Origin of the sequence: Candidatus Methylacidiphilum fumarolicum, assembly GCF_949774925.1 — a bacterium.
GTDB lineage: Bacteria > Verrucomicrobiota > Verrucomicrobiia > Methylacidiphilales > Methylacidiphilaceae > Methylacidiphilum > Methylacidiphilum fumarolicum.
In genome coordinates this window covers 718,025-730,803 of the sequence record NZ_OX458932.1, presented here as the reverse complement: position 1 = coordinate 730,803, position 12,779 = coordinate 718,025, and the positions used below count along the sequence as shown (strand labels likewise).

General features: G+C 39.7%; 12 protein-coding genes. 5 read left to right on the top strand and 7 right to left on the bottom strand.

Going from position 1 to position 12,779, the window contains the following annotated elements:
• Nucleotides 1-7: 7 nt before the first annotated feature.
• Nucleotides 8-1,003, top strand: coding sequence for a zinc-dependent alcohol dehydrogenase family protein (locus QOL44_RS03275; protein WP_009060068.1), 996 nt, complete (start codon nucleotides 8-10; stop codon nucleotides 1,001-1,003).
• Nucleotides 1,004-1,448: 445 nt separating this feature from the next.
• Complete coding sequence (rpsU, locus tag QOL44_RS03270) at nucleotides 1,449-1,634, top strand: 30S ribosomal protein S21 (protein WP_009060067.1); 186 nt, start codon at nucleotides 1,449-1,451, stop codon at nucleotides 1,632-1,634.
• Nucleotides 1,635-1,714: 80 nt separating this feature from the next.
• On the opposite strand, the gene QOL44_RS03265 is transcribed toward rpsU, so the two are convergent.
• The 4 genes from QOL44_RS03265 to QOL44_RS03250 are packed head-to-tail and all read right to left on the bottom strand — an operon-like array spanning nucleotide 1,715 to nucleotide 4,984.
• Nucleotides 1,715-2,641, bottom strand: a complete 927-nt coding sequence (locus QOL44_RS03265) for an OmpA/MotB family protein (RefSeq protein ID WP_009060066.1) — start codon at nucleotides 2,639-2,641, stop codon at nucleotides 1,715-1,717.
• Between the two features lie 55 nt (nucleotides 2,642-2,696).
• Nucleotides 2,697-3,815, bottom strand: a complete 1,119-nt coding sequence (locus tag QOL44_RS03260) for a S1C family serine protease (RefSeq protein WP_009060065.1) — start codon at nucleotides 3,813-3,815, stop codon at nucleotides 2,697-2,699.
• Nucleotides 3,793-4,335, bottom strand: coding sequence for a hypothetical protein (locus tag QOL44_RS03255; RefSeq protein WP_134372619.1), 543 nt, complete (start codon nucleotides 4,333-4,335; stop codon nucleotides 3,793-3,795). The genes QOL44_RS03260 and QOL44_RS03255 overlap by 23 nt, the downstream gene beginning before the upstream one ends.
• A gap of 34 nt (nucleotides 4,336-4,369) precedes the next feature.
• Nucleotides 4,370-4,984, bottom strand: coding sequence for an RNA polymerase sigma factor (locus QOL44_RS03250; protein WP_009060063.1), 615 nt, complete (start codon nucleotides 4,982-4,984; stop codon nucleotides 4,370-4,372).
• 184 nt (nucleotides 4,985-5,168) lie between these two features.
• Between QOL44_RS03250 and QOL44_RS03245 the strand changes: the two genes are divergently transcribed.
• A complete protein-coding gene (locus QOL44_RS03245; protein WP_009060062.1) occupies nucleotides 5,169-6,227 on the top strand; it encodes a tetratricopeptide repeat protein in 1,059 nt (352 codons plus the stop codon).
• On the opposite strand, the gene lpxB is transcribed toward QOL44_RS03245, so the two are convergent.
• Genes lpxB through QOL44_RS03230 form a run of 3 tightly spaced genes read right to left on the bottom strand, consistent with a single transcriptional unit; the run spans nucleotide 6,210 to nucleotide 9,184 of the window.
• The gene (gene lpxB, locus QOL44_RS03240; protein WP_009060061.1) at nucleotides 6,210-7,394 is read right to left on the bottom strand and encodes a lipid-A-disaccharide synthase; all 1,185 of its coding nucleotides are present in this window, start codon (nucleotides 7,392-7,394) and stop codon (nucleotides 6,210-6,212) included. The genes QOL44_RS03245 and lpxB overlap by 18 nt on opposite strands.
• A 12-nt stretch (nucleotides 7,395-7,406) precedes the next feature.
• Entirely contained in the window at nucleotides 7,407-8,333 is a 927-nt protein-coding gene (locus QOL44_RS03235; RefSeq protein ID WP_009060060.1) for a Gfo/Idh/MocA family protein, read from the bottom strand.
• 8 nt (nucleotides 8,334-8,341) lie between these two features.
• Complete coding sequence (locus QOL44_RS03230) at nucleotides 8,342-9,184, bottom strand: LpxI family protein (RefSeq protein WP_009060059.1); 843 nt, start codon at nucleotides 9,182-9,184, stop codon at nucleotides 8,342-8,344.
• A 188-nt stretch (nucleotides 9,185-9,372) separates the two neighbouring features.
• Here QOL44_RS03230 and nusA point away from each other — a divergent pair, with 188 nt between their 5' ends.
• Both nusA and infB read left to right on the top strand, forming a co-directional pair.
• Nucleotides 9,373-10,629 carry a transcription termination factor NusA gene (gene nusA, locus QOL44_RS03225; RefSeq protein WP_009060057.1) on the top strand — a complete coding sequence of 419 codons (1,257 nt, stop codon included), beginning with the start codon at nucleotides 9,373-9,375 and terminating at the stop codon, nucleotides 10,627-10,629.
• A 34-nt stretch (nucleotides 10,630-10,663) separates the two neighbouring features.
• The gene (infB, locus tag QOL44_RS03220) at nucleotides 10,664-12,751 is read left to right on the top strand and encodes a translation initiation factor IF-2 (protein WP_009060055.1); all 2,088 of its coding nucleotides are present in this window, start codon (nucleotides 10,664-10,666) and stop codon (nucleotides 12,749-12,751) included.
• Nucleotides 12,752-12,779 lie beyond the last annotated feature (28 nt).

Here is a 12,779-nt window from a genome sequence, read left to right as displayed (position 1 = left end):
AAATTCGATGAAAGCAATGGTCTTAGAAAAACCACAAGCTCCTTTGATCTTAAAAGATATTCCCATACCCGATCCAGGTCCTGGAGAAATACTCTTGGAGGTCCTTGTTTGCGGGATTTGCCGGACAGACTTACACGTAGTGGATGGAGAGTTGCCAAATCCAAAACCAAACCTAGTTCCAGGACATGAAGTTGTTGGCATCGTCAGGAAGTTGGGAGCCGGAGCCAAAAGGTTTTCTATAGGACAAAGAGTTGGTGTTCCTTGGTTAGGCAAGACATGCGGGCAATGCAAGTTTTGCCTCTCTGGAAAAGAAAATCTTTGTGATCATCCCGAATTTACTGGCTATACGCTTGATGGTGGCTATGCCGAATGGATGAAAGCAGACGAGAGGTTCTGCTATCCAATACCAACTCTTTATACTGACAAAGAAGCAGCTCCTTTGCTTTGCGCCGGTTTAATTGGTTTTCGCTCCTATAGACATTTAGCAGGTTCTGAACGTATTGGTTTTTATGGATTTGGCGCTGCAGCCCATATCCTTATTCAGATCGCTAATTATCAAGCTAAAGCCGTTTATTCTTTTTCAAGGCCTGGAGATAAAGACAGTCAACAATTCGCTCTTTCTCTGGGAGCCGTATGGGCTGGTGATTCCACTTCTTCTCCGCCCGTTCCACTAGAAGGTGCCATTATTTTTGCTCCTGTTGGATCCTTAATTCCACAAGCCCTTCAAGCCGTAGAAAAAGGGGGAAAGGTAGTCTGCGCAGGGATCTATATGACTGATATTCCATCTTTTCCATACAAAATTTTATGGGGAGAACGCCAAATAGTTTCTGTGGCAAACCTCACAAGACAAGATGGTGAAGAATTTTTTAAAATCGCATCCAACTTTAAGATTCAAACCCATGTCGAAGTCTTCCCTTTAAATGAAGCCAATGAAGCCCTTGAACGGCTAAGAAAGGGAAAAGTTCAAGGGGCCCTTGCCTTAATTCCTAACAAAGAATGCTAAAAAAAAAGCGGTTAAAATTTTCTTGTTGTATTCCCTCACCACTCTGAAAATGTCTAGATGAGAAAGGCTTAGGACGCCTCATATTTGACGCTCCTTCATTTTGTTTCTAGCAAATCTTTGTAATTAAAAAGGGAAGAAAGTTAAATTCCTTTGAATGTTCATTCCATATATAGGCCCATACTTTAAGGGCTATATAAACGTACGATCATGCCCAAATAGAATGAGATGTGTTCGCTTCTGCCTTCCAGAGCCCAACCCAACTCACCAGCACGGATAATAACTCATTGTTTAAGATCTAAATCCACCAAATTTATCATAAAAAAAACTTGCTTTTTCTTTTTTATCTGTCATTTAGTAAATCCTATTTTCTTAGACTCTAATATAAGAATCTGAATGTTGAATATGTTTTCATTTGCGTTAATGTGTTAATTACCGAAAGGAAAATATGACTGAAGTAAAAGTAAAAAAAGGAGAATCTATCGACAAAGCTTTACGACGACTAAAAAGAAAGCTTGATAGAGAAGGTACACTTCGAGAAGCAAGATTAAGAAAAGCCTTCGAAAAACCTTGCAATCGAAGAAGAAGGAAAGCAAAAGAAGCTCGATTAAAAATTTATTCTTCCTTTTATTAATTCCTAGGTTTCGTTCCTTATCATCATCCATTATCTATCCGTTTGCTTAGATTTTCGCCTCTTCTTATATGATCCTCAGTCTAATCGTGAGGCTGCAACTGCTTAGTTTTTTCTAAATTAATCAAGGAAGGATTTACAGTAGCGCGAAAATCCGCATTAGGGGATGCTGGATAGACAGTAATTTCAACCCTTCTATTTTTTTCCTTTCCCTCTAACAAACCGTTATCAGCTATTGGATTGGTTTCTCCTCCAGCAGCAAGAGAAAACATACCTTCAGGCAGTTGCCCAATCTGGATTAATGCCCTGATAACAGCAGCTGAACGAATGGCTGAAATTTCCCAATTAGTAGGATAGATATCTTGTACTTCCTGAGCAGGCGGATCATTATCCGTAAAAGAACAAACTTCTATTTTTGATTCCTGAGTTTTAACCAAAAAAGGCTTTGTTACAGAGAGGAATTTTGACAAAAGCACTTTTCCTTGTGTACTTAACTTTATGCCTCCATAAGCAAATAAGGCACTCTTAGCGAATCGGACAACCACTCCATTTTTTTGCAGCATCACTGTTGATTCCCCTTTTTGTATTTCTTCAGAAAGCGCCGCTTTTAACTTATTTTCAAGTTCTTTGGTTAAAGAAGAATTTTCTTTAGTCGAACCATTTGCTTCCTCCATTTTTTTGGATTCGACTGCTTTGAGTGATTGAGTGGTTTTCTCAAGAAGCTCTTCTTGGCTTTTCAATAGGCTTCCTGTCTGGGACAATTCGGCTTGGAGTTGATCAACAACCGCCCGTTGCTTTTGGTTTTCTTGTTTGAGAAGTTCATCCTCCTCTTTTAGTACTCGAATGGTCTTTTCCAGTGAAATGTATTGGCTATAAAAGTATACCGCCGTAGCAGCTAAAAAAACACTTAATGAAACCCAAAAAAAAACAGCTCCAAACCCTCCTGCCGGCAAAACCGACTGTTTTTTCTTTTGCACTTTGACAGGTACTACGGCCGGTTTTTGATCCATTTCTTTAAAATAACTTTTTTATCAAATAACAACAAGAAAAGAAAAAAAATCTTCTTTAATGTGTATTATCTGTTTTTTCCACAGGTGCAGTCATTGGAGAAGAGCTTACGGGTAGGCTTTGTGACCAATTCTTTTTAAGTTCGTCAGGATTGTTTGGTAAAATCGTAGAACCTGAAGGGGCGTCAATCGGCCTTTCTCCAACTAAAAACTCGAACTGTATTGGCTTACCATCTCTTAATACCTTTACGGGTATTTTTTGTCCCACAGAAACAAAGAACGATGCATCCATTACATCTGACAAGCTAGTAATCTTTTTCCCATTGATCGAGACAACAATATCCCCTTCCCTTAACCCACTACCAGATACAGGTGTATTAGGAAATAGACGGGCAACAACCACTTTCCCAGCAGCCTCCTCTCTTCCTATTTTGGTAACAGCCACTCCAACCCACCCATAACGTACCTTCCCATAGCGAGTGGTATCGTCAACGACTTTTCTTATTGCTTTGCTTGGTAAAGCATAACTCCATTCTTCTTCTTTTAGACTCATCGTTATCATTCCAACAACTAATCCCCTCGAATTAATTAATGGCCCACCAATCTGGCCGGGATTCACCTTTGTATTAATCCTATAATGGGTCGTGGGGAAAAAATGGTTTAAATATTCGCAATCTTTTCCTACAACCAATCCAAAGGAAGGGCAAGCGGGAAGATTATACGGATAGCCTATGCCTACAACAGGTGTCCCGGTAGGGATCTCTTGACCGTAAGCAAGCTTTAGAAAAGGAAAGGGTTTGGGACCCTCTTCAACTTGAAGAACAGCTACTCCACTTCGCTCATCAATGCCTATAACCTTGGCTAAATGCCATTGAGCGTTGTAATCAACATAAAACAGCGAATCGGCTAACTGGCTATCGGGTGCTGTAACCAATACTCCTTCGGAATTTATAAAAAAACCTGAACAGAAACTTTCCCCGCCATTTCTATGCTCTATTCTAACACGGACGACAGCGTTTTTGTTCTCTTCAAAAATCTTGTTAACTTCTCTTCCTATAGTATCAAAAAGACTTTCAGCTCCTATCAGTGGCAATCTTCCTAAAACGAGGAAGAAAAAAAAAAGGCAAGCCGATGAGGCCTCCACAATAGAATCTTTAAAAAGCAACCATCGCTTCATAATGAGTTAACGCATCACGAATGACATAATGTGGATCTTTAGAATTGGGGAAATTGGGAGCAAGTTTGGTAGATTCCACTTCAAGCTCTTGTTTGGATGGTAAGGAAAGATGAGGAGGAGCAGAAGGGGAAAGGGCTTGTGAAAGTTGGCTTTTTTCAACCTTTTCTATTTTTGGAGACTCATACTTTGTAATCAAAGAATTTGGTATCTCCTTACTGTTGTTTTTAAGTAGATTGAAACTCACAATGCCTAGAAAAAATACAAAAAGGAAACTTCCTGCGACCGCTGTTTGGAACATTCTGTTATGATCACAAACAAGAAACACTCTTTGGAGTTTTTCTAAAAACATTTCTGAAAAACTCTTTTCTTTGATCATTTCAACACGGAGCCTTCTGTGAAGATTTTGATGCATTTGTTCAAAATATTCTGGAGTGGCAAGCTTTTCTGTCTGTTTCTCTAAGTGTGTTTTTATCCATTTTTTCATTTCTACATCCACAGTTCGAAGATATTTTCTCTCCATATCCAAGCCTCCCATTCTACATCTTCCACATTTTTTAACTTATGAAGCTGTTGTCATTTTTCAATAGCTTTTGCAGTTGCTTATGTGCATAGAACAATCTAGAACGAATTGTTCCTTCCGAACATCCCATAATTTTAGCTATTTCCGAATGGCTGAGCTCCTCTAAATCAAAAAGAACAACAACGGCTCGATGCTTTTCGGAAAGCTTAGATAAGGCATCATTCAAAACCTTGTTCAGTTCCTTAATTTCCATTTGTCGTACCGCTTGCTCTGCCGAACGGTAATCGACAAATTCCTTTTCCATTTGCCCCTCCTCATCGTCTGGAAAATAAGGATAGGGTTGTGGGTTGAATTTCGATTTTCTTTTAAAACTTATAGCGGTATTAATGGCGATACGATAGATCCATGTGTAGAAAGAAGCTCCAATTCGAAATCCCCCAATGTTTTTGTAGGCTTTGATAAAAGTTTCCATTAAAACGTCGTTTGTATCTTCATGGTGCAGCAGCACCCCATAAATGACCCTATATAATCTTTTTTGATAGCGTTCGACTAAAATATCGAAAGCATCCAATTCACCCGATTTCATTCGGAGAATGAGCTCCTGATCAGTTGGAGACTGATCGAGTACTTCTGGAATAGCTTTTTTCATTCTTTTTGTATCAAAAAGAGTTGTTTTTTTACCTTAAAGCAGCTAATAAGAAAAAATCAAGTAATATTGACTCCAATAAATTCATTTTTTTGCTAAAATGTCTAGTTCTGTTCTCTAGTTCTATTCTATAGAAACAACAGAAAAGAAAAAAAGATGCTTGTCATCTTTCTAATTTTTAGAAATAATGCCTGATCAATTCATGCAACTAGATAAAGTTACTTCAAAAGATAGGGTTTCTAATAAACACCTCTCACCTCCTATCTATTCTTGGGCAATTAAGCTGGTTGTGCTTGTCGTATTCTTTCAAATGTTCTCCCTTCTTTCCATATTCTGGTTAAGACATTATGTTTTTAATCAAGTTTCAAAAAAAGATCGATTGACAGCTGCAAACAATTCTTTTAAGTTGCCTTCTTTTCTCTCTCCTAAGCCTCCAGCCTTACCAGTAATTCACTCCAAAGAATTGAAAAAGGAGGCTTCTTTTTTAGCAGAAGAAAATAAAGAAGAAAAACTCGATGCCTTTATCAAGGATGCCGAACGATTTGAAAGAGAAGGAGAATTGAGCCTAGCTCGTGATGCTCTAAACAACGCCGAAGAAGTAGATCCTCTCAATTGCGATGTGCTTGTCAGACAAGCTCAACTAGCTGAACGTCAGAAAGATGGACAAAGAGCCTATACCTACTGGAGTAAAATTGCTGAGCTCGATCGCAAATCTAGCTCTTCTAGTCCCCTTTATAAAACAGCCCGTCAAAAAGTAGCTGCCTTTAGAAGTCAGTCTAAAAAAGACAATGCCTCTCCATCTCTTATCCACTCGGCCCTAAAAGGAATTCAAGCAATGGGCAAGACGTTAAGTCTTGAAAAAATACGTGTTGAGAAAAGTAATCTTTCTAATACCCCTTGGGGACAAGAAGTCACTCTGCGGGTGCCCATTTTTCTTTCCGATCCTTCCATTCGCATTGATCCCAAACAGATCCGTTACCAAATTTATATTTATGATGAGATAGACAAAGGCATTATTTTACAATCAAATGCCAAAATTACTAGCTCATTTGAGAACCCTCTTCCTACTTGGACTATACACCAAACAGAAATCCTTCGGATTAATTACAAATTAGAACGTCCCGTTCAAAACCAAAAGTTTTATGGGTACATTATTCGGATTTTTTATTGTGGGCAGCTTCAGGATCAAATTGCTGATCCCCCTGAACTGCTAACCCGCCTTCCTGGTTTAACTCCTAAGATGTAATGGCTGCTCCTTCTTCTCCTCGTTAAGCAGATCAACAATTAGATTACTTGTTTTTTGGCTTGCTCCAGTTGAACCGAGGGAATCGATAACTTCTTTCATTCTTTTTTTCATCCAAGTCCTTAGTTCTTCGTCTTCCATCAGGCGCAAAGCTATTGGGACTATTCTATCTGGATGTGCATTATCTTGAACGAATTCTGGCACAATCTGCTCGGAAGCAAGCACATTGACAATACTCAAGAAAGGGACTTTAACAAGCCTTTTACCCACTTGATACGTCAAAGGATTGGTTTTATAGATAACGATCTGAGGGACCCCAAGGATAGCGCACTCCAAAGATACTGATCCAGAGGCTAAAATAGCCAATCGACATCTGGAGACATGAGAAAGTGGATAGCCTATCTGAATCTTCAACCATTCCGGAAGATGTTTTTCTCCAAGATGCGCCAATCCCAGTTCGATCAGTTCTTCGTTGGGTGCAATCCATAAAAATTCATAATCCTGGTTCTTCATAACCATCTTCCATGCCACTTGATAAAGAATGGGCAAATGCCTAATAATTTCCATCCTCCGGCTTCCTGGAAGCAGGGCTATTTTGTTAGAACTAAATTGAGAATTTGGCAAAGGATTAGGAAGCAGCCGATCCAACAAGGGGTGCCCTACCCATTCCACTCGCAAGGTGGGGGCATTTTTCTCAAACCATGGCTTCTCAAATGGAAAAATAACCACCATAAGATCAAAGAGCTGATGGAAGCGTGCTGCTCTTTGGCTATTCCATGCCCAGACTTGAGGGCTTATATAATAAACGATCTTAGTAGTAGGTAATTCTTTGCGAAGTTTGGAGGCAAACCGAAGATTAAAGCCAGGATAATCTATTAAAATCACACAATCAGGTTTTTCAACAATGGCGCAATGCAAAAGCTCTTTAAAAATCTTTCTGATTTCAGCTAAATTTTTGATGACTTCTACGAGTCCCACAACAGCCAATTTAGAAAGTTCATAAAGTTGTATCTGTCCAGCAGCCGCCATCCTTGATCCTCCCACTCCTAAAAAAACGGCTTCTGGAAAAGACTTTCGAAGTGCTTCAATCAGCAGGGCTCCGTAAAGATCTCCACTTGTTTCTCCAGCAACCAACAAAAACTTTTTTTTGGATGGTTTGACTTGCATCATTGTTTTGTCTTGTCAATTCACTTTATTCGAGCGAATGATTTCTGTGATTTCTACTGCTAATTTGAGGGCTTCAACCGCTTCCTTCCCGCCAACAAGAGGAGAATCTTTGGAATAGATACAGTCAATAAAAGATCGCAATTCAAAGAATAAAGGCTCCCCTTTTTCAATAGGCATGGGTAGGCATTCGATGCCATGATCCCGCTTTCGATAGATTTCGCCTTTTTGCTCAAGATAGTTTAACGAAATGTAAGCGTCGTCTTGAAAAATCCTAATTTTTCGCATTTTTTCAGGGCTTATCCGACTAGTGGTTATGTTAGCAATAGCCCCATTTTTAAATTTGATTCTTGCATTGGCAATGTCTTCTGTAAGGCTTAAAACAGAAACTCCCACCGCATCAACTGACTGAACTTCGGAATGCACCAGATGCAGTATTGCCTCCAAGTCATGGATCATAAGATCCAGTACGACTCCAAGCTCAGTATTTCTTCCTGGATAGGGACAGAGCCTGTGGCATTCGATAAATCGAGGTTGACTCAAATATCCTTCGAGAACTCTAAAAGCAGGATTATATCTTTCCACATGGCCTACTTGTAAAATGACATCATTTTTTTTGGCAATTTCCACAAGCAATTTTGCCTCCAGTAGGCTATCAGTAATCGGTTTTTCAATTAGCACATGAACACCAGCTTCTAAACATTTTGAACCAATAGTGAAATGAGTAGAAGTCGGGGTAGCTATCGAAACTGCATCCACTTCTTTTAATAGTTCCTCTAGAGACTCAAAGACTTTTCCACCAATGGCTTCTGCAAGTCTTCCTGCCGCATCCTTTTTAATATCAAAACATCCCACATAATGGACTCCATCCATCTGGGCATATATCCGAGCATGATGTTTGCCGATATGCCCTATGCCAATGACGCCAAGTTTGATCGGGCTCATAATTCATCCTATGGAAATCCAATCAGACTTATTTTAGTCTGATCGGCTAAACTTACTACCTTTTCCTTCTCCAAAATAAGTGTCTTTGCTGATTCGCACACAATGGTACCAATGCCAAAACGTTGGGCTGACTCAATCGTCTTGATCCCTATAACAGGAACATCAAACCTAAAATCTTGATTAGGCTTACTAACTTTCACTAGCATGGCACTCCCTCTTCCCAATTCTCCGCCCCTTTTCATGGCCTCATCAGTTCCTTCAAATGCCTCAACCGATAGCACCGTCCCATTTTTAACCACAACCGATTGACCTATATCAAGCCTTGCGATTTCTTTGGCGATTCTAAACCCAAACTCAACATCCTCCCAATATCTTTTTTTAATTTGGGGACCTCCAAATTGTCCAGAAGGGGCTAATTGGTCTTCCAAAAAAGTAGTGGCACTTAAAAGAATGACTCCATTTTTTTCAAGCTCTTGAGCAATAGCACCAAAAATTGTATGCGCATTTCTTTCCTTTAGTTTTGCTAAAAGCAAAATAGCTCGCAGATCAGGTCTTAATTCAAAAAGATGGGATGGAGCTATCCCTCCAGCCATGATTGCTGTGTTGACTTCATTTTTTTTGAAAAATTGAATTAATTTAGAAAGCTGACCAACCCGAATCCATTCCACTGCAGTCGAAAGAGTTTCCATCTGATGATCTGTTTCGGACACAAAACAGACCGAGAAAATCTTCTCTACTCCGGATCTTTTTGCTCCTTTTGCCACAAGCAATGGATAAACACCCCGGCCAGCAATAATGCCAAGTCGATTAGCCGACTCAAGAATTGATTTTTTTTGATTCTTAGTAGTCACCCCTATATATTTTTTTTTTATATTTTTTTTTAAAATAAGAATCTTTTATAGAAAGAGAAAGAAAGAAAATCAAATCTTGACCATAGAGAACGATAAGAGTAAATTATTGCACCACTGATTTTTTTGATTTTAAGAGTGGAAACTGTGTTAAAGTTTCCACTTTTTTCTTTAAAATTAAGGAGAAAGCCATGAATCAGGAAGTCCTAGCTATCATGGAATACATGGAAAAGGAAAAAGGGATCAATAGGCAGGTGTTCATCGAAGCGATGCAGTCAGCTTTATTGGCGGCCGCAAAAAAAAGCATTGGACCTGCCAGGGATCTTAGGGTAGAGATCCATCCTAAAACTGGACGAATCAATGTTCGAGCCAAACTCGAAGTTGTTGAAAAAGTCCAGAACAGCCATGATCAAATTTCCATCAAAAGAGCAAAAGAAATCGATCCAAATGTCAAGCTTGGAGATCTGATTGAAGTGGAAGTGACTCCGAAAGATTTTGGCAGAATTGCAGCTCAAGTTTTTAAACAGACTATCAACCAAGCCCTCAAAGGCATAGAAAGAAAAATGGTTCTGTCAGAATTTAAAGATCGCATTAACAATATTGTTAGCGGCACCATCCGAAGAATAGAGAGATCCGATGTAATAATAGACTTGGGAAGATATGAAGGCGTAATGCCTGCTAAAGAAAGAGTACCTACAGAAGAGTACGTTGTTGGGGAAAGAATCAAGGCTTATGTACTTTCCGTAGAAGACACTCCCCATGGTCCTATGATTATTTTGTCTCGGAGCCATCCTAATTTCATATTACGCCTTCTTGAATTAGAGGTCAGTGAAGTAGCAGATAAAATTGTCGAAGTAAAAGCCATTGCTAGAGAACCTGGATTTCGCACAAAAATTGCCGTTTGGACAAACAATCCTAAAATAGATCCTGTCGGTTCCTGTGTCGGTGTCCGGGGAGCACGTGTAAAAAATATTGTCAGAGAGTTGCATAGCGAAAAGATCGATTTATTCAAATGGTCACCCAATGTAGAAGAACTAACTATTGAAGCTTTGAAACCCGCAAAAGTAAAAAAAGTGGAAGTGGATCAAGAGCACCATCGGGTAAAAGTAACAGTGGATGAAGAAAATTATTCAATAGCGCTTGGCAGAAAAGGGAAAAATATTTGGCTTGCATCCAAAATTGTGGGCTGGGATATAGACGTTGTCAAAGAGCCATCAGAAGCCGTGGATAATTTCACACAAAAGCTTACCAAAGCCGCTGAAGAGATGGCTTCTACGCTTTCTATTGATCAAAGCGTGGCTGAACAAATAGTAAGAGCAGGCTTTATTAATCCTGAAGCTGTGGCTGAAAGTGAAGAAGAAGACCTTATGTCTGCTCTTCCTGAACTGGATCCGCAGTTGATCCATCGCTTAAAAGAAGCAGCTCACTTGGCAGGAAAAACAAATTGAAATCATAAACTAAAGAAAATTTAATAGTATATACATGAATTCGAAAAAATGTTCACCAACAAATGAAATAAAATCGTTTGCTAGCAATTCGCCCAATAGACTTTCTTTAGACAAACCTAAGAAGTCCACCAAGGAGGCTGATTTTTCATTGACTGCAAAAGAAAAAAAACCTAAAGCAGTGGTTGCCACTACCGTGGATGCAGAAGAGAGAAAAGAAAAAACCAAAAAAGAAGACAAAAAAGATTCTTCTCTATCCATTCTTCCTCCTCTAGAGAAAGAAAACAATAAAGCTATTCCAGTTCTAGAAGCATCTAAGCAAACCGCCCCCAAGGAAGGGGAAAAGCGCGTGATTGCTATCAAAGGGCCAGTCTCAGTAAAAGAATTAGCTGCCTTGATTGGAATCAAACCTTTTCAGCTTATTCACCATTTGATGGAAATGAACATATTCGCTTCCATGACCCAGTTGCTAGACGAAGGGGTCATTCAGGGAGTATGTCAGAGACTTGGAATAATTATACAGACTGACAAAAAGGAACGGCATGCACAAGTTCATGCAGCACCCTTAGTCAAGCCAAAGGCTCAAACCCCACCCCCCCAACCCGTATCTAATATTAAATTAAGAGCGCCTGTAGTAACTTTCATGGGGCATGTGGATCATGGGAAGACTTCGCTACTTGATGCCATAAGACAAACAAAAGTTGCGGCAGGAGAAGCCGGTGGAATAACCCAACATATTGGTGCTTATACAGTGGTTAAAGATGGACGATCCATAACATTTATTGATACTCCTGGACATGAAGCTTTCACAGCTATGCGTGCCCGCGGAGCTTCGATCACTGATATTGTGGTTTTAGTTGTAGCTGCCGATGATGGAGTCATGCCTCAAACCTTAGAAGCCATTAATCATGCCCGCAACGCCAAAGTTCCTATTATCGTTGCTATAAACAAAATAGACCTGCCAGGAGCTAATCCTCTACGGGTAAAATCTCAACTTCAAGAGATCGGTCTTGTTCCCGAGGAATATGGGGGAGATACCATTTTTTGTGAAGTCTCAGCTATCAAAAAAATTGGTATCGACAACCTCCTCGATATGATTTTACTTCAAGCTGAAATCCTTGAATTAAAAGCCAATTATGAAGGCAATGCCAAAGCTAGGGTGATCGAATCGCAGATAGAAAAAGGCAGGGGGCCAACGGCCACAGTGATTATCCAATCGGGTCATCTAAAAGTCGGAGATATTGTTCTTTGTGGGATTTATTATGGGAAAGTCCGAGCTCTTATTGATGATACCGGGAAGAACCTCAAAGAGGCATTCCCTTCTATGCCCGTCAAGATTCTTGGTCTCAACGGAGCCCCTCTCCCTGGAGAAGAATTGGTCGTTGAAAAGGATGAAAAGAAGGTAAAAGAAATAGTTCAGGAAAGAATCGAAGCCCTTAAGAAAGACCGAGAAGCCTCTCTTACACCTAAAGTCACTCTAGAAAACATCTTCCAGGCAATTGAAGAAGGTCAAAAAAAGACTTTGAATATTGTTCTTAAAGCCGATGTTCAAGGCTCACTGGAAGCTCTCATTGGTCAATTGAAAAAAATCTCCAGTCAAAAAGTCGATTTAGACATCATTCATTCTGGCGTGGGTTCCATTTCAGAATCTGATATCCTTCTAGCAAAGGCTGCCGGTGGACTTGTCATCGGATTTAATACAAAAACTGACTCTGCTGCAGCTGCGTTGGCAAAAAGAGAAGGAGTTCAAATTAAGCTTTTCAGTGTTATTTATGAACTAGTTGACCAAGTCAAAGAAGCAATGTCTGGTCTTCTAGAACCTGAACTACGAGAGTCTATTGTCGGCACAGCCATAGTCAAGAAAGTCTTTGAATTGTCTAAATACAAAGTAGCAGGTTGTATGGTCCAATCTGGACGGATTATTCGAGGTGGATTAGCTAGAGTTTTACGGGGTAAACAGCCCATATACGATGGTGAAATTCTTTCGCTGAAGCGCTTTCAAGATGAAGTATCAGAAGTGAGGATGGGGTTTGAATGTGGTATTCGTCTAGGAAATTTCAATGATTATGAGCCTGATGATATTATTCAATGTTATCAATTGGAAAAGGTGCCACAAAGTTTATAATTCTATATTAGAGCCATTGAGATTGATC